The organism is Erwinia sp. S43, assembly GCF_016624745.1.
GTDB lineage: Bacteria > Pseudomonadota > Gammaproteobacteria > Enterobacterales > Enterobacteriaceae > Erwinia > Erwinia coffeiphila.
Genome location: NZ_JACVTX010000030.1, coordinates 32,115 through 52,936 on the forward strand (window position 1 = coordinate 32,115; position 20,822 = coordinate 52,936).

General features: G+C 55.8%; 21 protein-coding genes. 17 read left to right on the forward strand and 4 right to left on the reverse strand.

Annotated elements, in window-relative coordinates:
• Nucleotides 1–309 precede the first annotated feature (309 nt).
• Nucleotides 310–669: a 6-carboxytetrahydropterin synthase QueD gene (queD, locus tag IBT47_RS23425; protein WP_105593938.1), complete on the reverse strand. Its 360-nt coding sequence runs from the start codon at nt 667–669 to the stop codon at nt 310–312.
• Nucleotides 670–957: 288 nt separating this feature from the next.
• Here queD and cysJ point away from each other — a divergent pair, with 288 nt between their 5' ends.
• From cysJ to IBT47_RS23440, 3 genes are read left to right on the forward strand one after another with little or no spacing between them, the layout of a single operon-like run.
• Nucleotides 958–2,760, forward strand: a complete 1,803-nt coding sequence (gene cysJ, locus IBT47_RS23430; RefSeq protein WP_200563383.1) for an NADPH-dependent assimilatory sulfite reductase flavoprotein subunit — start codon at nt 958–960, stop codon at nt 2,758–2,760.
• Nucleotides 2,760–4,475: an assimilatory sulfite reductase (NADPH) hemoprotein subunit gene (gene cysI / locus IBT47_RS23435; RefSeq protein WP_105593940.1), complete on the forward strand. Its 1,716-nt coding sequence runs from the start codon at nt 2,760–2,762 to the stop codon at nt 4,473–4,475. Before cysJ ends, cysI begins: the two co-directional genes overlap by 1 nt.
• 12 nt (nt 4,476–4,487) lie before the next feature.
• Nucleotides 4,488–5,219: a phosphoadenylyl-sulfate reductase gene (locus IBT47_RS23440; RefSeq protein WP_200563385.1), complete on the forward strand. Its 732-nt coding sequence runs from the start codon at nt 4,488–4,490 to the stop codon at nt 5,217–5,219.
• A 173-nt stretch (nt 5,220–5,392) separates the two neighbouring features.
• Here the strand turns inward: IBT47_RS23440 and IBT47_RS23445 are convergent, their stop codons facing one another.
• On the reverse strand, nt 5,393–5,677 hold the full coding sequence (locus tag IBT47_RS23445) for a YciI family protein (RefSeq protein WP_105593942.1): 285 nt from the start codon (nt 5,675–5,677) through the stop codon (nt 5,393–5,395).
• 16 nt (nt 5,678–5,693) lie between these two features.
• Complete coding sequence (locus tag IBT47_RS23450; protein WP_200563387.1) at nt 5,694–6,683, reverse strand: aminopeptidase; 990 nt, start codon at nt 6,681–6,683, stop codon at nt 5,694–5,696.
• A 256-nt stretch (nt 6,684–6,939) separates the two neighbouring features.
• Between IBT47_RS23450 and cysG the strand changes: the two genes are divergently transcribed.
• From cysG to rpoS, 13 genes are all read left to right on the forward strand, one after another.
• Entirely contained in the window at nt 6,940–8,355 is a 1,416-nt protein-coding gene (cysG, locus tag IBT47_RS23455) for a siroheme synthase CysG (RefSeq protein WP_200563389.1), read from the forward strand.
• A gap of 9 nt (nt 8,356–8,364) precedes the next feature.
• A complete protein-coding gene (cysD, locus tag IBT47_RS23460) occupies nt 8,365–9,273 on the forward strand; it encodes a sulfate adenylyltransferase subunit CysD (protein WP_105593945.1) in 909 nt (302 codons plus the stop codon).
• 9 nt (nt 9,274–9,282) lie between these two features.
• Nucleotides 9,283–10,710, forward strand: a complete 1,428-nt coding sequence (gene cysN, locus IBT47_RS23465; RefSeq protein ID WP_105593946.1) for a sulfate adenylyltransferase subunit CysN — start codon at nt 9,283–9,285, stop codon at nt 10,708–10,710.
• 1 nt (nt 10,711) lies between these two features.
• On the forward strand, nt 10,712–11,317 hold the full coding sequence (cysC, locus tag IBT47_RS23470) for an adenylyl-sulfate kinase (RefSeq protein WP_200563392.1): 606 nt from the start codon (nt 10,712–10,714) through the stop codon (nt 11,315–11,317).
• Nucleotides 11,318–11,399: 82 nt separating this feature from the next.
• Nucleotides 11,400–11,720 carry a DUF3561 family protein gene (locus IBT47_RS23475; protein ID WP_200563394.1) on the forward strand — a complete coding sequence of 107 codons (321 nt, stop codon included), beginning with the start codon at nt 11,400–11,402 and terminating at the stop codon, nt 11,718–11,720.
• A gap of 193 nt (nt 11,721–11,913) precedes the next feature.
• Entirely contained in the window at nt 11,914–12,228 is a 315-nt protein-coding gene (ftsB, locus tag IBT47_RS23480) for a cell division protein FtsB (RefSeq protein ID WP_105593949.1), read from the forward strand.
• A gap of 8 nt (nt 12,229–12,236) precedes the next feature.
• A complete protein-coding gene (ispD, locus tag IBT47_RS23485) occupies nt 12,237–12,953 on the forward strand; it encodes a 2-C-methyl-D-erythritol 4-phosphate cytidylyltransferase (RefSeq protein WP_105593950.1) in 717 nt (238 codons plus the stop codon).
• Nucleotides 12,953–13,426 carry a 2-C-methyl-D-erythritol 2,4-cyclodiphosphate synthase gene (gene ispF / locus IBT47_RS23490; RefSeq protein WP_105593951.1) on the forward strand — a complete coding sequence of 158 codons (474 nt, stop codon included), beginning with the start codon at nt 12,953–12,955 and terminating at the stop codon, nt 13,424–13,426. Before ispD ends, ispF begins: the two co-directional genes overlap by 1 nt.
• 2 nt (nt 13,427–13,428) lie before the next feature.
• The gene (gene truD / locus IBT47_RS23495; protein WP_200563396.1) at nt 13,429–14,478 is read left to right on the forward strand and encodes a tRNA pseudouridine(13) synthase TruD; all 1,050 of its coding nucleotides are present in this window, start codon (nt 13,429–13,431) and stop codon (nt 14,476–14,478) included.
• Between the two features lie 206 nt (nt 14,479–14,684).
• Nucleotides 14,685–15,446, forward strand: coding sequence for a 5'/3'-nucleotidase SurE (gene surE, locus IBT47_RS23500; protein ID WP_200547026.1), 762 nt, complete (start codon nt 14,685–14,687; stop codon nt 15,444–15,446).
• A complete protein-coding gene (locus IBT47_RS23505; protein ID WP_200563398.1) occupies nt 15,440–16,069 on the forward strand; it encodes a protein-L-isoaspartate(D-aspartate) O-methyltransferase in 630 nt (209 codons plus the stop codon). Before surE ends, IBT47_RS23505 begins: the two co-directional genes overlap by 7 nt.
• A gap of 156 nt (nt 16,070–16,225) precedes the next feature.
• Nucleotides 16,226–17,317, forward strand: coding sequence for a murein hydrolase activator NlpD (gene nlpD, locus IBT47_RS23510; RefSeq protein WP_200563400.1), 1,092 nt, complete (start codon nt 16,226–16,228; stop codon nt 17,315–17,317).
• Between the two features lie 49 nt (nt 17,318–17,366).
• Entirely contained in the window at nt 17,367–18,359 is a 993-nt protein-coding gene (gene rpoS, locus IBT47_RS23515) for an RNA polymerase sigma factor RpoS (RefSeq protein WP_105593956.1), read from the forward strand.
• A gap of 71 nt (nt 18,360–18,430) precedes the next feature.
• Here the strand turns inward: rpoS and narL are convergent, their stop codons facing one another.
• Nucleotides 18,431–19,084 (reverse strand): two-component system response regulator NarL, encoded by a 654-nt coding sequence (gene narL, locus IBT47_RS23520; RefSeq protein WP_105593957.1) that lies wholly within the window; start codon nt 19,082–19,084, stop codon nt 18,431–18,433.
• Between the two features lie 323 nt (nt 19,085–19,407).
• Here narL and IBT47_RS23525 point away from each other — a divergent pair, with 323 nt between their 5' ends.
• Nucleotides 19,408–20,796 (forward strand): NarK family nitrate/nitrite MFS transporter, encoded by a 1,389-nt coding sequence (locus tag IBT47_RS23525; protein WP_200563402.1) that lies wholly within the window; start codon nt 19,408–19,410, stop codon nt 20,794–20,796.
• Nucleotides 20,797–20,822: the final 26 nt, after the last annotated feature.

The window sequence follows — 20,822 nt, forward strand, 5'->3', positions numbered from 1 at the left end:
GATAAGAATATATAAATATGAACAAAGCTATGCCGAATTTCGCATAAGAAATTGAGGTTGATTTTTCAGGTTTATTTTCATTTTACCGAGATATATCAGTGTGAGGGCAGAGAGAATGATACTGATGGGGATGAGGTTAGTCTGAGGTAAACCGGACGTCACACGGCAGGGATGCCGTGTGCCGAGGCTCGCAGGGAGCGTCTTTTGCCGTTCCGGTGTGCTCGGACTGACCTCATCCCGGACACCGACTATCAGGCAACGGAATGAGGATCGCTCTACGTTGCCAGCGGTGACCGGCAACGGGGCCGATTAGCCGCGATAAACGCAGCCAGCGGTGCAGGTCTCTTTCACCATCACCGCGCTCAGCAGCGGCAGTACCGGCTTCATCTGCTGCCAGATCCAGGCCGCCAGTACTTCACTGGTCGGATTTTCGAGGCCAGGAATATCGTTCAGATAATAGTGGTCGAGACGATCGTAAACCGGCTTAAATGCCGCTTTAATCTCGGAAAAGTCGATTACCCAACCGGTATGCGCATCCACCTCGCCGGTAATCTCCAGACGCACCATAAAAGAGTGCCCGTGCAGTCGGCCGCATTTATGCCCGGCAGGCACATTCGGCAGATGGTGTGCGGCTTCGAATTGAAAATCTTTAAACAGCGTGGTCGCCATGGTTACAGTCTCAGTCTTGATGGTGAAAACCGCCGCAGGATACCGGAAAACAGCTTTTTTCGCACCCGTTTCCCGGTAACGGCGCCCTGTCAAAGTGTAAACCAAATGCCTTCTGTTTTAACTGGCTGATAAATAAAAACATTATCAACCTGTTTTGCCAATAAGCCTTACCTGAAAAACCATTTAGTCATTTTGGTTATTAATTATTGCCAACCCTTATTTAAGGGTTATTCTGCTTGCCCTTACCCTGTCAGTAATCAGATCTCCGACACTGGAATTATCGACGCAATGACGACTCAGGCACCTCTAAATATGCTTCCGCTGAATCCCGATCAGCTTGCCCGCTTACAGGCAGCGACCGGGGATTACACCCCAACCCAGCTGGCGTGGCTGTCCGGTTACTTCTGGGGCATGGTCAATCAGGCTCCGGGGGCGGTGGTTGCAGCAGCACCTGCTCCGGTCGAGGTGCCAACCATCACCATCCTTTCTGCCTCGCAGACCGGCAATGCCCGCCGCCTGTCAGAGCAGCTGCGTGATGACCTGCTTGCGGCGAAACTAAACGTCAACCTGGTGAATGCCGGTGACTATAAGTTCAAGCAGATTGCCCAGGAAAAACTGCTGGTGGTGGTCACCTCCACCCAGGGCGAGGGTGAACCGCCAGAAGAGGGCGTGGCGCTGCATAAGTTCCTGATGTCGAAGAAAGCGCCAAAAATGGACGCCAGCGCCTTTGCGGTGTTCGGCCTGGGCGATACCTCTTATGAATTCTTCAGTCAGGCGGGTAAAGATTTCGACAACCGGCTGGCCGAGCTGGGCGCAACACGCCTGCTGGACCGCGTGGATGCCGACGTTGAGTACGCTGCGGCGGCCGAAGCCTGGCGTAAACAGCTGGTAGAAATTTTACAGGCGCGCGTGCCGAAAGAAGCTCCTGCGGCGGCGGCAGCCACGGCTGCAGGTAGCGTCAATGAGATCCACAGCAGCCCTTACACCAAAGAAGCGCCGCTGACCGCCAGCTTTGCGGTAAATCAGAAAATCACCGGCCGCGATTCCGATAAAGACGTGCGCCATATCGAAATCGATCTGGGTGAATCAGGACTGCGCTACAAGCCGGGCGATGCGCTGGGCGTGTGGTTTGAGAACGATCCCGCACTGGTGAAAGAGCTGCTGGAGCTGCTGTGGCTGAAGGGTGACGAGCCGGTCAGCGTGCACGGTGAAACGCTGCCGCTGGCGGAAGCGCTGCAAAAACACTACGAGCTGACGGTTAATACCCCGCAGATCGTTGAGCAGTATGCCAAACTTTCCCATAATGAAGCGCTGCTGGCGCAGATCACCGATAAGGCCAGCCTGCAGCAGTATGCGCAGAACACGCCGATCGTTGATATGGCACGCTTTGCACCGACCGAACTGAACGCCGAACAGCTGACCGGGCTGTTGCGCCCTCTGACGCCGCGCCTCTATTCGATCGCCTCTTCCCAGGCTGAGAACGAAACGGAAGTGCATATCACTGTTGGCGTGGTGCGCTATGAAATTGAAGGCCGCGCCCGTGCGGGCGGTGCCTCCAGCTATCTGGGCGACCGTCTGGTGGAGGACGATGAAATCCGCGTGTTCATTGAGCACAACGATAACTTCCGCCTGCCTGCCAACCCGGAAACCCCGGTGATTATGATTGGCCCGGGCACCGGTATTGCGCCGTTCCGCGCCTTTATGCAGCAGCGCGATAGCGAAGGTGCCGGCGGCAAAAACTGGCTGTTCTTCGGCAATCCGCATTTTACCGAAGACTTCCTCTATCAGGTTGAATGGCAGCGCTACGTCAAAGACGGCCTGCTGACCAATATTGATTTAGCCTGGTCACGCGACCAGAAACATAAAATATACGTACAAGATAAAATCCGCGCGAAAGGGGCGGAAGTGTGGAGCTGGATTCAGGAAGGCGCACACATTTATGTCTGCGGCGATGCCAATCGCATGGCTAAAGACGTTGAGCAAGCATTACTGGAAGTGGTAGCCGAATACGGTGGCATGGACATCGAAACGGCAGATGAATTCTTAAGCGATCTGCGCATTGAGCGCCGTTATCAGCGAGATGTGTACTAATGAGCAATGAAAGATACCCTGGTCCTCTGGTTGTCGAAGGTAAGCTGGTCGACGCCGAGCGGATGAAAAAACAGAGCAACTTCCTGCGTGGAAGTATTGCTGCAGACCTGCACGACGGCCTGACCGGCGGTTTTAACGGCGACAACTTCCTGATGATCCGTTTCCACGGTATGTATCAGCAGGATGACCGCGATATTCGTGCCGAGCGTGCCGAGCAGAAGCTGGACGCGCGCCATGCGATGATGCTGCGCTGCCGCCTGCCGGGCGGCATCATGACGCCGCAGCAGTGGCTGGCGATTGATAAATTCGCCACGAATAATACCATTTATGGCAGCATCCGTCTGACTAACCGCCAGACCTTCCAGTTCCACGGTATTCTGAAGGGCAACGTTAAACCTGCCCACCAGATGCTGCATGAAGTCGGGCTGGACGCGCTGGCCACCGCCAATGACGTAAACCGTAACGTGCTGTGCAGCTCGAACCCGATCGAGTCTGAACTGCATCAGGAAGCGTACGAATGGGCGAAGAAGCTGTCCGAACACCTGCTGCCGCAGACCCGCGCCTATGCGGAAATCTGGCTGGATCAGGAGAAGGTTGCCACCACCGACGTTGAGCCGATTCTGGGTGAAACCTATCTGCCACGTAAGTTTAAAACTACCGTGGTGGTGCCGCCGCATAACGACGTGGATCTGCACGCCAACGACCTGAACTTTATTGCGATTGCCGAAAACGGCAAGCTGATCGGCTTTAACCTGCTGGTGGGCGGCGGTCTGTCCATCGACCACGGTAACAAAGCCACCTATGCGCGTACCGCCAGCGAGTTTGGCTATTTCCCGGTGGAAAAAATCCTGGATGTAGCGGCTGCTGTGGTGACTACCCAGCGCGACTGGGGTAACCGCACCGATCGTAAGAACGCTAAAACCAAATATACGCTGGAGCGCGTGGGGCCGGACGTCTTCAAAGCTGAAGTTGAGCGCCGCGCTGGCGTCACCTTCGAGCCGATCCGTCCGTATGAATTTACCACCCGTGGCGATCGTTTTGGCTGGGTAAAAGGCATCGATAACAAATGGCACCTGACGCTGTTTGTGGAAAACGGCCGCCTGCTCGACTACCCGGGCCGCCCGCTAAAGACCGGTCTGGTGGAGATCGCTAAGATTCACCAGGGCGACTTCCGCTTAACCGCTAATCAGAATCTGATTGTGGCCGGTGTGCCGGAATCGGAAAAAGAGAAAATTGAGCAGATTGCCAAGCAGCACGGCCTGATGGAAAACGTCAGCCACCAGCGCGAAAACTCAATGGCCTGCGTGGCGTTCCCGACCTGTCCACTGGCAATGGCGGAAGCCGAACGCTTCCTGCCGGAATTTGTTACCCGCGTGGAGGGGATCATGACCGCGCACGGGGTGGGCGATGAGCATATCGTGCTGCGTGTCACCGGCTGCCCGAACGGCTGCGGTCGTGCGCTGCTGGCCGAGATCGGCCTGGTGGGCAAGGCACCGGGGCGCTATAACCTGCACCTGGGCGGTAACCGCATGGGAACCCGTATTCCGCGCATGTATCGCGAAAACATTAATGAAACGGAAATCCTGGCTACGCTTGATGAGTTGATCGGCCGTTGGTCGAAAGAGCGCGAAGCGGATGAAGGCTTCGGTGACTTTACGATCCGCACCGGCATTGTCAGACCGGTGCTCGATCCGGCCCGTGATTTCTGGGAATGATGGAGGTGTAAGATGGCGGTACTCGATCTCTCTGAACTGAATGCACTACCCAAGGTGGAGCGCGTGATGGCGCTCGCCGAGATCAATAACCGGCTGGATAAGCTTTCAGCCGAAGATCGGGTGATCTGGGGATTGGAGAATCTGCCGGGCGAAGCGGTGTTGACCTCCAGCTTCGGCATTCAGGCGGCGGTGAGCCTGCATCTGGTCACCCGCCAGAAGCCGGATATCCCGGTGATCCTCACCGATACCGGCTATCTGTTCCCGGAAACCTATCAGTTTATTGATAAGCTGACCGAGCAGCTGGATCTGAACCTGAAGGTGTTCCGCGCCGAACACAGCGCGGCCTGGCAGGAAGCACGCTACGGCAAGCTGTGGGAGCAGGGCGTTGAAGGCATTGAACGCTATAACCAAATCAATAAGGTTGAGCCGATGAACCGCGCGCTGGAAAGCCTGAATGCGCAAACGTGGTTCGCCGGTCTGCGCCGCGATCAGTCCGGCAGTCGGGCGCATCTGCCGGTGCTGGCGATCAAGAAAGGCGTATTCAAGCTGCTGCCAATTATCGACTGGGATAACCGCCAGGTTTATCAGTACCTGCAGCAGAACGGTCTGGATTATCACCCGCTGTGGGAGCAGGGCTACCTCTCCGTTGGCGACACCCACACCACCCGTAAATGGGAACCGGGTATGGCTGAGGAAGAGACGCGCTTCTTTGGCCTGAAGCGCGAGTGCGGCCTGCACGAGTGATAAGCTGAGTGGGTAGCAGCCCTGTGCAAGGTACCGGGCTGCCGCTGGCTTAGCAGAGCAAATACGCGGGCTCAAGAACAGAGGCTTATCGTTGGCGTTAAGCTTCTGTTGTCGCGCATTTGTTTATGACGAGCAGTCGCGTAAACGTGCCCATGCTGAACCGTAAACCTGGTTCAGATCCCGGTCAGCCCGGCAAATTCCTCCGCCGAACGGGTAATATTCACTTTCGTCACGTCATAGCTGGCGACGGCCTGGAACGGGTCTTCCGCCAAAATCGCATCCAGCCGCGCCCGATCGATATCCTTCACCATGATCATCCCCCCTGTGCGCGGATCTTTGCGCCCGGCGCTGATAAACACACCTTCGGCAAAGTAACGGTTAATCCACGCTACGTGCGGCTCCAGTACGGCTTCAACTTCTTGCATCGGGCGGGTATAGCTGAGAAAGACAATATACATGATGGCTCCAACAGGATCAGGGATTGGCCAGCTCGCGGATCAGCGGCAGCAGCACGGCCACGGTACTGTGGGTTCGGCTGGTGATGCGGCCCGGAAGCCAGTGGTCGATATAGGCCAGATTATCACGTTGTGCCTGATTGCGTAGCCCGACGGGGAAATGCTGTTTCAGTACTGCGGGCATTTTGCCGGACGGGCCGTCGCTGGTGCTGACCGTCATTAACGGAAAACCGGCGCGGTCGAAGGGGCTGTCGCTGGCATTTTTTTCTTTTTTACCGACGGCATAAATTCCGCTGCGCCTGGCCAGCGTCAGCGCCCGGTCACGCGTCTGGCGCATCACGGCCAGCGGCGTGTTATTCCCGCTGCTGAAGGTGAGATGATTACCGACGATCAGGCTGTTGAGGTTAATCACCAGCAGCGTATTTTGTTTCTCTTCCGGCTTCATTCGCGCCAGGTAATCTTCGCTACCGCGCTGGCCGATCTCTTCTCCGCTAAGCGCGACAAATCGCAGGCTGTAGTGCAGGTGCTCCTTGCTCAAACGCTCCGCCAGTTCCAGCATTACCCCCAAACCGGAGGCGTTATTGTCCGCCGCCTGAGCGCTCAGCCCGCCGAGGTTTTTCTGTACGTCGGCATCGCTCTGCGGCGAAGTGCTGTCGGTGTGGGCAATAATCAGGATCTGCTGTGGGACTTCGCCTTCGCGGGCAGCAATCACCGAGGTGGCATTAATATTACGCCACGTGTCCTCGCCGTCCTGATGGTGCCAGGGATAGCGGGTATTAAAACGGCGCGTATCGCTTTTATAGCCCAGTGCGCTGAACTGCTGCTGCAGGTAGTCGGCTGTAAGCATCTCTGCCGGGCTGCCTGCCATGCGTCCGGGAAAATAGGTGGCAATATGTCGCAGCTGCTGTTCGGCAATGCTGCCCACTTTTTCCGTTGTTGCGCCTGCCGGCAGACTTATTCCGCAGCCGATCAACGCTGCCAGCGCCCCCAGACGCAGTAAGGTGAACATTCGAAATTCCTTAGTCGTTATCCCGTGTTAAATCGGGCGAAAAATTTTGCCCCGCTAGTATGAAATTGTGACGCGGGTTGCACAATTTCATTCGCTCTGAAATACCCGAAATATCATCCGTTAAGCACATTTTGTTCGCTGCTTTACCAGTACGTTATTCCATTAGGTAACTACTCATTCCAATTAGTAATTTCATAAGCCTTAATGCGGGGACGTATAGTCCTGTTAACTTTATGTGATAAGCGACAGGGTTTACGTGGATTACCTTCCTCTATTTGCTGATATCAGACACAAACCGGTGCTGGTAGTGGGCGGCGGCGATGTGGCCGCGCGCAAAATCGAACTGCTTCGACGCGCCGGTGCGCGGGTACTGGTGGTATCACGCGAACTCTGCGACGAACTGGCCGAACTGGAAACCCAGGGCGAAATCGAATGGCTGGCGAAGGCCTATGATGCCAGCCAGCTTGACCGCGTATTTTTTGTGATCGCTGCCACCGATGATGGCGACCTCAACGGCCGGGTGTTTCAGGACGCCACCGATCGTTTCCTGCTGGCCAACGTGGTGGATGACCAGCCGAAATGCTCCTTTATTTTCCCTTCCATCGTCGATCGCTCGCCGCTGGTGGTGGCTATCTCTTCCGGCGGTACTGCGCCGGTGCTGGCGCGCCTGCTGCGTGAAAAAATTGAAACCCTGCTGCCCGCCACGCTGGGCCAGATGGCAGAGATTGCCGGTCAGTGGCGCGGCAAGGTCAAAGCCCGCTTTAGTAAAATGTCCGATCGCCGCCGCTTCTGGGAGAAAGCCTTTAACGGGCTGTTTGCCAGCCAGGTGGGGTCGGGCAACGTTGATGGCGCTCGCCTCACGCTGGATAAGCAGCTGGATGAACCGGAAGCCGCACAGGGAGAGATTATCCTTGTGGGAGCGGGGCCGGGCGACAGCGGTCTGCTGACGCTGCGCGGGTTGCAGGTCATGCAGCTGGCCGATGTGGTGCTGTATGACTATCTGGTCAGCGATGAAATTCTGGATTTAGTCCGCCGCGACGCCGACCGTATCTGTGTTGGCAAGCGTGCCAACGCCCACAGCGTGCCACAGGAAGAAACCAATCGCCTGCTGGTTGAGCTGGCCAAACAGGGTAAGCGCGTGGTGCGTCTGAAGGGTGGCGATCCGTTTATCTTCGGTCGCGGAGGTGAAGAACTTCAGGCGGCAGTGGAGGCGGGTATTCCCTTCCAGGTGGTGCCGGGTGTGACCGCAGCAGCAGGCGCAACTGCCTATGCCGGGATACCGCTGACCCACCGCGATCACGCCCAGAGCGTGCTGTTTGTCACCGGCCAGTGCCGGGCCGACAGCAGCGGTACAGACTGGCCGTCGCTGGCGCGTGCGCGGCAGACGCTGGCAATTTATATGGGATCGGCAAACGCAGGCGACATCGCCAGCCAGCTTATCGCCCACGGGCGCGACCCTAAAACTCCGGCGGCGGTGATTGGCCGTGGCACCCGGCAGGATCAAAAGGTGCTGACCGGCACGCTGGATCAGCTGGACGAGCTGGCACGCAACGCCCCAACCCCGGCGCTGTTGGTGATTGGCGAAGTGGTCAATCTGCATCAGCAGCTGGCGTGGTATCAACATTCTGCGCAGCAGGACGGACGCGAGTCCGCCGTTGTGAATTTGGCTTGAGGAAAAGTTATGGATCAAAAACGTCTGACTCATCTGCGTCAACTGGAGGCGGAGAGTATCCATATTATCCGCGAAGTGGCGGCAGAGTTCGCCAATCCGGTGATGATGTACTCCATCGGTAAAGACTCATCGGTGATGCTGCACCTGGCGCGTAAGGCCTTCTATCCGGGAACGCTGCCGTTCCCGCTGCTGCATGTTGATACCGGCTGGAAATTCCGTGAAATGTACGAATTCCGCGACCGTACGGTAAAAAACATCGGTGCCGAGCTGCTGGTTCACCGCAACCCGGAAGGCGTGGCAATGGGCATCAGCCCGTTTGTCCACGGCAGCGCCAAGCATACCGATATCATGAAAACCGAAGGGTTGAAGCAGGCGCTGAACAAATACGGTTTTGATGCGGCCTTTGGCGGCGCACGTCGTGACGAGGAGAAATCCCGCGCGAAAGAGCGTATCTACTCTTTCCGCGACCGCTTCCACCGCTGGGACCCGAAAAATCAGCGCCCGGAGCTGTGGCATAACTACAACGGCCAGATTAACAAAGGCGAAAGTATTCGCGTGTTCCCGCTCTCTAACTGGACCGAGCTGGATATCTGGCAGTATATCTTCCTGGAAAATATCGAAATCGTTCCGCTTTATCTGGCCGCTGAGCGCCCGGTTCTGGAGCGTGACGGCATGCTGATGATGATCGACGACGAGCGCATTAACCTGCAGCCCGGCGAGAAAATCGAACAGCGCATGGTACGTTTCCGTACCCTCGGCTGCTGGCCGCTGACCGGCGCGGTAGAGTCTGAAGCGCAAACGCTGCCGGAGATTATCGAAGAGATGCTGGTTTCCACCACCAGCGAGCGTCAGGGGCGGGTGATTGACCGCGATCAGTCTGGCTCGATGGAGCTGAAGAAACGCCAGGGTTATTTCTAAGGAGCCGCCATGAATACCATTATTGCACAACAGATCGCCGATCAGGGCGGGGTGGAAGCCTGGCTGCACGCTCAGCAGCATAAAAGCCTGCTGCGTTTTCTGACCTGCGGCAGCGTTGACGATGGCAAAAGTACGCTGATTGGCCGCCTGCTGCACGACACCCGACAGATTTATGAAGACCAGCTCTCCACGCTTCACAATGACAGCAAGCGTCATGGTACACAGGGTGAGAAGCTGGACCTGGCGCTGCTGGTGGATGGCCTGCAGGCCGAGCGCGAACAGGGCATCACCATCGATGTTGCCTACCGCTATTTCTCTACCGAGAAGCGTAAATTCATTATCGCCGATACCCCGGGACACGAGCAGTACACCCGCAACATGGCGACCGGTGCTTCAACTTGCGATCTGGCGATTTTGCTGATCGATGCCCGCAAAGGCGTGCTCGATCAAACCCGTCGCCACAGCTTTATCTCTACGCTGCTGGGCATTAAACACCTGGTGGTGGCGGTCAATAAAATGGATCTGGTGGACTACAGCCAGCAGACCTTTGAAGAGATCAAACAGAGCTACCTCGACTTTGCCGAACAGCTGCCGGGCGATCTGGATATCCGCTTTGTGCCGCTCTCCGCGCTGGAAGGCGAGAACGTGGCGGCACCGAGCGCCGCAATGAACTGGTACAGCGGCCCGACGCTGCTCGACGTGCTGGAAACCGTTGAGGTGCAGCGCGTGGTAGAGCAGCAGCCGATGCGTTTCCCGGTGCAGTACGTTAACCGCCCGAACCTCGACTTTCGTGGCTACGCCGGTACGCTGGCGTCCGGCGTGGTACAGGTCGGTCAGCGGGTAAAAGTGCTGCCGTCCGGCGTTGAGTCGGCCATTGCCCGCATCGTCACCTTTGATGGTGATTTGCAGCAGGCCAGCGCGGGCGAAGCGATTACCCTGGTGCTGAAAGATGAAATCGACATCAGCCGTGGCGATCTGCTGGTGGCCGCTGATGCCGATCTCAAACCGGTACAGGGCGCGTCGGTCAATGTGGTGTGGATGGCCGAGCAGCCGCTGGTGCCGGGCCAGAGCTTTGACGTGAAAATTGCCGGTAAGAAGACCCGCGCGCGCGTAGAGAAAATTCAGTATCAGGTTGAGATCAATAACCTGACCCGTCATGAAGCGCAGGAGCTGCCGCTGAACGGGATTGGCCTGGTGGATCTGACTTTTGATGAGCCAATGGTGCTTGATCCGTATCAGCAAAACCCGGTAACCGGCGGGATGATCTTTATCGATCGTCTGAGCAACGTCACCGTTGGGGCCGGTATGATCCTTGAAGCGCTGGCGGAAACGCAGCAAGCGGCAGGTAACTACAGCGCCTTTGAGCTGGAGCTGAACGCGCTGGTGCGTCGTCACTTCCCGCACTGGAATGCGCGCGACCTGCTGGGCGGTAATTAACATGGCCCTGCATGACGAGAATGTCGTCTGGCACGATCACCCGGTCAGCCGGGAAGATCGTGAAGGGCAGCACGGTCATCAGGGCGCGGTACTGTGGTTTACCGGGCTTTCCGGCTCCGGTAAATCCACCGTAGCCGGTGCGCTGGAGCAGGTACTGCATCGTCTGGGTGCCAGTACCTATCTGCTGGATGGCGATAATGTGCGCCACGGCCTGTGCCGCGATCTCGGCTTCAGCGATGACGACCGCCGGGAGAATATCCGCCGGGTGGGAGAAGTGGCGAAGCTGATGGTGGATGCGGGTCTGCTGGTACTCACTGCATTTATTTCGCCGCACCGTGCCGAGCGCGATATGGTGCGCGAGATGCTGGGAGAAGGGCGTTTTATTGAGGTGTTTGTCGATACGCCGCTGGCCATTTGTGAAGTGCGCGATCCGAAAGGATTGTACAAAAAAGCCAGGGCAGGAGAGCTGCGTAATTTCACCGGTATTGACTCGGTTTACGAGGCCCCGGAACGGGCTGACCTCCACCTGGACGGTGAACAATTGGTAACACATTTAACCGCCCAGATATTAGACCTGCTGCGCCAGCGCGATATTATCAAACCCTGATACAGCGACTGTTAACGCCCTCGCGGGCGTTACTCAGGCGGGCATCGTTTCGGTGCGCCGCTCAAGCGTTAATGGGATATCTATGCAAAACGTCACCCCACTGCTGGCAAGAAAAGACAAAAGCGATCAAGATGAGGCTTCCTGGCCATTTCCTGGCGGCGTGGTGGGCTTCGCTTCATGGTGGGTAGCCCTCGCTACAACGTTTGTACTGTACGGTTCTAACACCCTGTTTTTCTTCCTTTACACCTGGCCGTTCTTCCTTGCACTGCTGCCGGTTTCCGTGCTGGTCGGTATTGCGATCAGCGTGCTGCTGCGCGGGCATCTGATCTGGACTACGATTGCAACGGTGATGGTGGTTATTTGTCTGTTCTGGCTGCTGTTTAGCCAGTTAACCGGTTGGTGACCTTCACGCCTGATGTGTAAACGCATCGCTGCGTTACAAAATTTTTCGTTAACCTGCGCCAGAAATTATCTCTCATTTGGTGTTTTTTGCCGCGTTTGCGCGGCTTAGTCCGAGAAAACAGCTCTATTTCACTGGCAGAGTGGAGTCGTAGTAAAAGTTATGGGATGATTGAGCCGTTTTTCAGGGGGCGGGGATGGGAAAACTTACGCTGCTGTTACTTGTTCTGCTGGGCTGGCTGCAATATTCGCTCTGGCTGGGCAAGAATGGCATACATGACTATACGCGCGTTAATGAGGATGTTGCGGTGCAGCAGACCAATAACGCCAAGCTTAAAGCGCGCAACGATCAGCTTTTTGCCGAAATCGACGATCTTAACGGCGGTTCGGAAGCGATCGAGGAACGCGCACGTAACGAGCTGGGAATGATCAAACCCGGTGAGATCTTCTATCGCCTTGTGCCGGATCAAAGCAAACGAAACGCGCAGCAAAGCCAACCAGCCAATCAGTAACGATAACCATGAACATCGCAGACTCCTGTCCGCACGTGATCGCCGTTGTGCCCGCAGCGGGGATTGGCAGCCGTATGCTGTCCGAGTGCCCCAAACAGTATCTTTCCATCGGCAACAAAACGATTCTTGAACACAGCCTGGATGCGCTGCTGGCGCACCCGGCGGTGACTAAGGCGATTGTGGCTCTCAGCCCGGATGATGTCTATTTTTCACGACTGCCGGTGGCGAACGACCCGCGTATTATTCAGGTGGTGGGCGGTAACCAGCGTGCCGACTCGGTGCTGGCCGGATTAAAAGCGGCTGAAAATGCGCAGTGGGTGCTGGTACATGACGCCGCTCGCCCCTGTCTGCATCTCAACGATCTTACCCGCCTGCTGGAGCTGACCCAGCGCAGTGAGGTCGGCGGTATTCTTGCCGCACCGGTACGCGATACCATGAAGCGGGCAACCGGCGGTGCCGAAACGATTGCCCATACGGTGGAGCGTGAAGCCCTGTGGCACGCGCTGACGCCGCAGTTGTTCCCGCTGGCGCTGCTGCGAAACTGTCTGGAGCGCGCCCTGCGTGAAGGTGCCAGCATTACCGATGAGGCTTCTGCCCTCGAGTACTGCGGCTATCACCCGGAATTAGTCAGCGGACGCAGTGATAATCTTAAAGTAACCCGGCCGGAAGATCTGGCGCTGGCCGAGTTCTATCTGACCCAAATTTATAATAAGGAGAACGCATAATGCGTATTGGTCATGGTTTTGATGTACACGCTTTTGGCGGCGAAGGCCCGCTGATTATTGGCGGCGTGCGTATCCCTTATGAGAAAGGATTACTGGCCCATTCCGACGGTGACGTGGCGCTGCATGCGCTGACCGATGCACTGCTGGGTGCGGCTGCGCTGGGCGATATCGGTAAACTCTTCCCGGACACCGACGCCGCCTATAAAGGTGCGGACAGCCGCGAGCTGCTGCGCGAAGCGTGGCGCCAGATTGAGAAAAAAGGCTACCGCGTGGGCAACGTTGACGTCACGATCATCGCACAGGCGCCGAAAATGCTGCCGCACACGCCGCAAATGCGCATCAATATTGCCGAAGATCTGGGTATCCACATGGATGAAGTCAACGTGAAAGCCACCACCACCGAAAAGCTGGGCTTTACCGGCCGCGGTGAAGGCATTGCCTGTGAAGCCGTTGCGCTGCTGATTAAGGCCTGAAGATGGATTTAGCAAAGCAGAACTGGCTGTACGGTAAGCCGACCGCCGAAGGCGTGCTGAAGGCCACGGCGGAAGATTTCGTTGTGATTGAAGATCTGGGCTACGCACCGGACGGCGACGGTGAACAGCTGCTGGTGCGTATTCGTAAAACCGGCTGTAACACCCGTTTCGTGGCTGAAGCGCTGGCAAAATTCGTTGGTATTCATCCGCGCGACGCCAGCTTTGCCGGTATGAAGGATCGTCACGCCGTTACCGAACAGTGGTTCTGCCTGCGACTGCCGGGTAAAGAGACGCCGGATATGCGCAAATTTGCGCTGGAAGGGGTTGAGGTGCTGGAAAGTGCCCGGCACCGCCGCAAGCTGCGTACCGGGGCGCTGCAGGGCAATGATTTCCGGCTGGTGCTGCGGCAGGTGACCGATCGTGATGCCGTAGAGCAGCGCCTGCAGCAGATTGCTCTGGGTGGCGTCCCCAACTACTTTGGCAGCCAGCGTTTTGGCCATAACGGTAACAACCTGCTGATGGCGCAGCGCTGGGCGGCAGATGAAATCAGCGTGCGTGAGCGTAATAAACGCAGTTTCCTGCTCTCGGCGGCGCGAAGCGCGATGTTTAATCAGGTCGTCAGCGATCGTCTGGCACAGCAGGGCACGCTGACGAAGGTATTGAACGGCGATGCGCTGCAGCTGACCGGTCGCGGCAGTTGGTTTGTTGCCACAGCAGAAGAGCTGGACACCCTGCAACAGCGCGTTGACGAAAACGAACTGCGTGTTACCGCACCGCTTCCGGGCAGCGGTGAGTGGGGCACCCGCGATGAGGCTCTGGCGCTGGAGCAGGCTTCTTTGGCATCGGAAACGGCCTTAATCGAGCTGATGACGCGTGAAAAGGTGGAAGCCGCACGCCGCGCGATGCTGGTGATCCCCCGCGATCTGCGCTGGGTCTGGCTGGATGATGCCACGCTGGCGATGAACTTCTGGCTGCCGGCGGGAAGCTTCGCCACCAGCGTGGTGCGTGAATTGCTTCTGCCGCAGGGCAGTGCCGACGAGGTTGATGAATAGCGCGCGGACCTGTTTTTCACTGCCGCTTCGGCGGCAGCTTCTAGTCGATTGAAACCAGAAACTTACACCTACCACAACCCGAATCATCCAGCTAAAATGGCTTCCAGCCACGCCCTTTATTCCGCGTATTTTTCATACGCACAGCGGTCAGTTATCCCTGCTGTCGGAATCGGGCGAACAAAAATTATCAACAGGTTAGGTGTTAAATGCGAATTTTGCTGAGTAACGACGATGGTATCCATGCGCCAGGTATTCAGGCGCTGGCAAAGGCGCTGCGCCAGTTTGCTGAGGTCCAGGTTGTTGCTCCCGATCGTAACCGCAGCGGGGCGTCAAACTCGCTGACGCTGGAAACACCACTGCGCACATTTGATTATCCCAACGGTGATATTGCCGTGCAGATGGGAACGCCGACTGACTGTGTTTACCTCGGGGTCAATACCCTGATGCGCCCCAAGCCGGATATTGTGGTCTCCGGAATCAACGCCGGGCCGAACCTCGGTGATGATGTTATTTACTCAGGAACCGTTGCGGCGGCGATGGAAGGGCGTCATCTGGGACTTCCTGCTTTGGCGGTGTCGCTGGACGGGCACCAGCATTATGAAACCGCAGCGGCGGTGACCTGCTCAATTCTACGTGCGCTGGAGCGTGAACCGCTGCGCACGGGCCGCATTCTTAATATTAATGTTCCCGATTTGCCGCTGGAGCAGATTAAAGGTATCCGGGTGACGCGCTGCGGCAGCCGCCATCCCAGCGACAGGGCGATTCAGCAACAGGACCCAAGAGGCAATACCATGTACTGGATTGGGCCTCCGGGCGACAAGCTGGATGCAGGCCCGGGTACCGATTTTGCTGCGGTTGATGAGGGCTATGTTTCGGTGACCGCTCTTCATGTCGACTTGACCGCCCATGCGGCGCAGGAGGTTGTATCTTCCTGGCTGTCACGCGTTGAGGTTGACCAACAATGGTAAGCGGCGGCCGGATCGATACGCTGCTTACACTGCTGAGAAAGCAGGGTATTAACGATGAACGATTGCTGCAGGCGATAGAAGATGTGCCGCGCGAACGTTTCATTGATGAGGCCTTTGAGCATAAAGCCTGGGACAATATGGCGCTGCCTATTGGTTCCGGACAGACTATTTCTCAGCCCTACATGGTGGCCAGAATGACCGAGCTGCTGGAGCTCACCCCGCAGTCGCGCGTGCTGGAAATCGGTACCGGTTCCGGCTATCAGACGGCGATTCTGGCGCATCTGGTGGAGCATGTGTGTTCTGTCGAGCGCATAAAAGGTTTGCAGTGGCAGGCCAAGCGCCGACTGAAGCAGCTTGATTTGCATAATGTTTCGACCCGCCATGGCGACGGCTGGCTTGGCTGGCGTTCTCGCGGGCCCTTCGACGCGATTATTGTGACGGCTGCTCCGCCGGAAATACCGGATGCTTTACTGGCGCAGCTGGACGAGGGGGGCATTATGGTTCTACCCGTGGGGGAAGAGCAGCAGGTTTTACAGCGCATTCGCCGCCGGGGAGGTGAGTTTGTGGTTGAAACCATCGAACCGGTTCGCTTTGTTCCCCTGGTGCAGGGCGATCTGGCCTGAAGTGAGTCGCTAATAAAGATTAATACAACTGGCATGGCACGTTGTGGTTGATATTGCTAGTATCTGAATAATTCGCGCGGGCTGACACAAGATGCTGTAAACCAACAGCCCGGCCGCAGTTCTGTCTTTAATAAGCATTGCCGTAATGGGGGAAGAATGAGCACTGGAAGCCCGGTTTTTAAGTTGCGCCGTATTGCGGCCGTTTCATTGATAGGTTTTTGGCTGGCAGGTTGTTCCAGCGATAATACGCAGGCTCCCATCAGTTCAGTTGGCGGTAATGATTCAGGCATGCTGAGTAATTCAGGTGGCGGGGGCGGCGGTGGTTTTATTCCCGCGCGCCCGCCGTCGTCTTCAAATGGTGGAATGCTTTCCTCCTCCTCCTCTTCTTCTTCACCGAACGTGGTGACGGAAAACGGGCGCATTGTTTACAACCGCAGTTATGGGAACATTCCGAAAGGGAGCTATAGCGGTGATACTTATACCGTTAAGCGTGGCGATACTCTGTTCTATATTGCGTGGATTACCGGCAATGATTTCCGCGATTTGGCGCAGCGCAATAATATCCCTGCCCCTTACGGGCTCAACGTTGGCCAGCAAATTCAGGTTGGCAACGGCGGCGGTACGCCGATTACCGGTGGTAATGCAATCACGGTTGCCGATGCGACTGCGGGTGGCGTAACGACTCCTCCTTCCAGTACACAAATGAAGCCAACACCTGTTGCACGGCAACCGGTTATTACGTATTCTGAGGATTCAGGTACTCCAAGTGGAGGAAGTGGAGGCAAAATGCTGCCTTCATCCGGCACAACTGTTGCAACGACAACAGCGCCGGTTACCGCCCCGACCGTCAGCAGTACAACGGACAGCGCAACCCCAGTGGGAAGCTGGCGTTGGCCGACAGATGGTAAGATCATTGATAACTTCTCTGCTTCCGAAGGAGGCAATAAAGGTATCGATATCGCGGGTTCACGTGGTCAGTCCGTTGTATCCACCGCTTCAGGCAGGGTGGTATATGCCGGGAATGCGCTGCGCGGTTACGGTAATCTGATAATCATCAAACATAATGATGACTACCTGAGTGCTTATGCCCATAACGACACTATGCTGGTCCGTGAACAACAAGAGGTTAAAGCGGGTCAGAAAATAGCCACCATGGGCAGTACCGGCACGAGTTCGGTTAGATTGCACTTTGAAATTCGTTACAAGGGGAAATCCGTAAACCCGTTGCGTTATTTACCGCAGCGATAACCGGCAGAACCTTGGTGTTCTGCCCTGGAATCACGGGTAGGAGCCGCTTATGAGCCAGAATACGCTGAAAGTTAATGAGTTAAATGAAGATGCGGAATTCGACGAAAACGGAGCTGAGGTTTTTGATGAGAAGGCTCTTGTCGGAAATGAACCTGGTGATAACGATTTAGCAGAAGAAGAACTGCTGTCGCAGGGGGCCACACAGCGTGTGCTCGATGCAACACAGCTCTATCTTGGGGAGATTGGTTATTCCCCACTGTTAACGGCGGAAGAAGAAGTTTTCTTTGCCCGCCGGGCGCTTCGTGGCGACATTCCTTCACGTCGCCGAATGATTGAAAGCAATCTGCGTCTGGTGGTGAAAATCGCCCGTCGTTACAGCAATCGTGGTCTGGCGCTGCTGGATCTGATTGAAGAAGGTAACCTCGGTTTGATCCGCGCCGTTGAGAAGTTTGACCCGGAAAGAGGGTTCCGTTTCTCCACGTATGCCACCTGGTGGATTCGTCAGACGATTGAACGGGCGATCATGAATCAAACCCGTACCATCCGCCTGCCGATTCACATCGTGAAAGAGCTGAACGTTTATCTGCGCACCGCGCGTGAACTTTCCCATAAGCTCGATCATGAGCCCAGTGCGGAAGAGATTGCCGAGCAGTTAGACAAACCTGTTGATGACGTAAGCCGGATGCTGCGCCTCAACGAACGCATTACCTCAGTTGATACGCCGCTGGGCGGAGATTCTGAGAAAGCGCTGCTGGATATTCTGGCCGACGAGAAAGATAACGGTCCGGAAGATACCACCCAGGACGATGATATGAAGCAAAGCATCGTCAAATGGCTGTTCGAACTGAACGCCAAGCAGCGTGAAGTGCTGGCACGTCGTTTCGGCCTGTTAGGCTATGAAGCGGCCACGCTGGAAGATGTGGGTCGCGAAATTGGTCTGACCCGCGAGCGTGTTCGCCAGATTCAGGTTGAAGGTCTTCGTCGTCTGCGCGAAATTCTGCAGGCACAGGGACTGAATATTGAAGCGCTGTTCCGCGAATAATCGCGAAACTGCTGACTGAGTTAATGCGAAAAGCGACGATCTCCGATCGTCGCTTTTTTATTGCCTTCTTTTTAGCTATAGCCGTTTTGCAACGACCAGACTGCCGCCTCAACCCGCGATTTCATCTGTAGTTTCTTCAGCAAATGCTTAACGTGTACCTTCACTGTGCTTTCACTGATGCACAGGCGGCGCGCTATCAGTTTATTACTCATTCCCATTGCAATCAGTTTAAGGATATCGCGTTCGCGGGCGGTAAGCTGTTCAATATCCGGCACTTCTTTTGGTCGCTGCTGGCGGAGGCTGGCAGCCAACAGCGGTGGTAATGTCTCGCTCAGCACCATTTCCCCGGCGGCAGCGCGGTGCAGCGAGTTCAGCAACGCTTCGGGCTCCATATCCTTGAGCAGATAACCATCGGCACCCCGCTTGAGTGCGCGTACGACATCATCTTCATAATCTGAAACGCTAAATACCACGATGCGGCCGCGGGCGTCTATCGCGCGCAGTTGTTCCAGCGTTTCCAGACCATTCATTCCTGGCATATGCAGATCCAGCAGGATCAGATCGTAGTCATTTTTTTCCGCCAGCAGTACACCTTCCGCACCATTGCCTGCCTCGCCAATCACCTTCAGACGATCGTCCATGCCGATCAGTTGTTTCAGTCCGGTACGAATCATCGGGTGATCGTCAATCAGCAGAACGGTCGCGGGAGCAGGGTTTTTAGTCATCCATTATTCCGGGGGGTTAATTGTGTAAAACGGCTGAATATACAGTGGTTGATACTATTGTCTTTCATTGAAGAGAGAATACCCATACCTCTTTTGAGGTAATACTTAATATCTTGATTATATGATAACGCCAGGTAATCACTTTGATTTTTGAATAACTAATTGATTTTATTGTTTTTATTTTTTGTTTTCTCTACCCCTCTTTAGAGGTAATCCTGTGCCTCGGCGTGTCGCCACCTGCAGGCTCGTTGATATACGTCAATTCGATCTGGGGCATTACTACTCAGGATGGTGCCATCATAAACAACACCACAGAGAAGAATATGTCCCAATCATCCCCTTCACCAGGAAAGAAAGGTAGTGCAGTCATTGAGAACTGGCAGCCCGAAAATGCCCAGTTCTGGGCGGCCACGGGAAAGCGAATTGCCAACCGTAACCTGTGGATCTCAGTCTTCTGCCTGATGCTCTCTTTCTGCGTCTGGATGCTGTTCAGCGCCGTCGCCGTGAACCTGAATAAGGTTGGCTTTAACTTTACCACCGACCAGCTTTTTCTGCTGACTGCACTGCCTTCCGTGTCCGGTGCCATCCTGCGCGTGCCTTACTCCTTTGTGATCCCTCTTTTTGGCGGCCGTCGCTGGACGACTTTCAGCACCTGCTTTTTACTGCTTCCCTGCATCTGGCTGGGCTTTGCGGTGCAGAACCCTGAAACGCCGTTTACTATTTTTGTGATTATTTCTCTGCTGTGCGGCTTTGCCGGCGCTAACTTTGCGTCAAGTATGGGGAATATCAGCTTCTTCTTCCCGAAATCAATGCAGGGCGGCGCGCTCGGCGTCAACGGCGGATTGGGCAACCTGGGTGTTAGCGTCATGCAGCTGCTGGCTCCGCTGGCAATTTCGATGGCTATCTTTGGTTTTTTCAACGACGGTGGTTCAACTGGTAACAGCGGGATCTGGCTGGAAAATGCGGCCTGGATTTGGGTGCCGCTGCTGTTTATCGCCACGATTGCTGCCTGGTTCGGCATGAACGATCTGGCTGCAGCAAAATCCTCGCTGAGCGAGCAGCTACCGGTGCTTAAACGTGGTCATTTGTGGATGCTCTCACTGCTCTATCTGGCCGCGTTCGGCTCTTTCATCGGTTTTTCTGCTGGTTTTGCCATGCTGTCCAAAACCCAGTTCCCCGATGTCGCCATCATGAAATATGCCTTCTTCGGTCCGTTTATTGGCGCGCTGGCGCGTTCTGCCGGCGGCATTATTTCTGACCGTCTGGGCGGCGTTCGCGTTTCGCTGTTTACCTTCATCCTGATGGCGATATTCACCGCTCTGGTCTTCCTTACTCTGCCGAATGAAACAAGCTCTGGCTCGTTTATCGCCTTCTACGGTGTGTTTATGGTGCTGTTCTTCGCTGCCGGATTAGGCAGCGGATCGACCTTCCAGATGATCGCCGTGGTCTTCCGCAAACTGACTATCGATCGTGTCAAAGCCGCCGGCGGTAGCGATGAAACCGCGCAGCGTGAGGCGGTGACCGAAACCAGTGCCGCATTAGGCTTTATCTCGGCAATTGGTGCGCTGGGCGGCTTCTTTATTCCACAAACCTTCGGCATTTCGCTGAGCATGAGCGGATCGCCAGCCGGTGCAATGAAAGTGTTTTTAGTGTTTTACCTGGCTTGTATCGCGATTACCTGGCTGGTTTACGGCCGTAAAAAAAATAACTAAGCGCGATAAAAAATAATTCCTTTTTG

Excerpts from the sequence above, each read along its gene's own strand:
- IBT47_RS23505 (WP_200563398.1), top strand. The coding sequence starts at position 15,440 with ATGGTAAGCGGCGGCCGGATCGATACGCTGCTTACACTGCTGAGAAAG.
- ftsB (WP_105593949.1), top strand. The coding sequence starts at position 11,914 with ATGGGAAAACTTACGCTGCTGTTACTTGTTCTGCTGGGCTGGCTGCAA.
- IBT47_RS23475 (WP_200563394.1), top strand. The coding sequence starts at position 11,400 with ATGCAAAACGTCACCCCACTGCTGGCAAGAAAAGACAAAAGCGATCAA.
- cysJ (WP_200563383.1), top strand. The coding sequence starts at position 958 with ATGACGACTCAGGCACCTCTAAATATGCTTCCGCTGAATCCCGATCAG.
- queD (WP_105593938.1), bottom strand. The coding sequence starts at position 669 with ATGGCGACCACGCTGTTTAAAGATTTTCAATTCGAAGCCGCACACCAT.
- rpoS (WP_105593956.1), top strand. The coding sequence starts at position 17,367 with ATGAGCCAGAATACGCTGAAAGTTAATGAGTTAAATGAAGATGCGGAA.
- IBT47_RS23525 (WP_200563402.1), top strand. The coding sequence starts at position 19,408 with ATGTCCCAATCATCCCCTTCACCAGGAAAGAAAGGTAGTGCAGTCATT.
- cysD (WP_105593945.1), top strand. The coding sequence starts at position 8,365 with ATGGATCAAAAACGTCTGACTCATCTGCGTCAACTGGAGGCGGAGAGT.
- IBT47_RS23440 (WP_200563385.1), top strand. The coding sequence starts at position 4,488 with ATGGCGGTACTCGATCTCTCTGAACTGAATGCACTACCCAAGGTGGAG.
- IBT47_RS23450 (WP_200563387.1), bottom strand. The coding sequence starts at position 6,683 with ATGTTCACCTTACTGCGTCTGGGGGCGCTGGCAGCGTTGATCGGCTGC.
- surE (WP_200547026.1), top strand. The coding sequence starts at position 14,685 with ATGCGAATTTTGCTGAGTAACGACGATGGTATCCATGCGCCAGGTATT.
- cysN (WP_105593946.1), top strand. The coding sequence starts at position 9,283 with ATGAATACCATTATTGCACAACAGATCGCCGATCAGGGCGGGGTGGAA.
- narL (WP_105593957.1), bottom strand. The coding sequence starts at position 19,084 with ATGACTAAAAACCCTGCTCCCGCGACCGTTCTGCTGATTGACGATCAC.
- ispD (WP_105593950.1), top strand. The coding sequence starts at position 12,237 with ATGAACATCGCAGACTCCTGTCCGCACGTGATCGCCGTTGTGCCCGCA.
- cysI (WP_105593940.1), top strand. The coding sequence starts at position 2,760 with ATGAGCAATGAAAGATACCCTGGTCCTCTGGTTGTCGAAGGTAAGCTG.
- ispF (WP_105593951.1), top strand. The coding sequence starts at position 12,953 with ATGCGTATTGGTCATGGTTTTGATGTACACGCTTTTGGCGGCGAAGGC.
- nlpD (WP_200563400.1), top strand. The coding sequence starts at position 16,226 with ATGAGCACTGGAAGCCCGGTTTTTAAGTTGCGCCGTATTGCGGCCGTT.
- cysC (WP_200563392.1), top strand. The coding sequence starts at position 10,712 with ATGGCCCTGCATGACGAGAATGTCGTCTGGCACGATCACCCGGTCAGC.
- IBT47_RS23445 (WP_105593942.1), bottom strand. The coding sequence starts at position 5,677 with ATGTATATTGTCTTTCTCAGCTATACCCGCCCGATGCAAGAAGTTGAA.
- truD (WP_200563396.1), top strand. The coding sequence starts at position 13,429 with ATGGATTTAGCAAAGCAGAACTGGCTGTACGGTAAGCCGACCGCCGAA.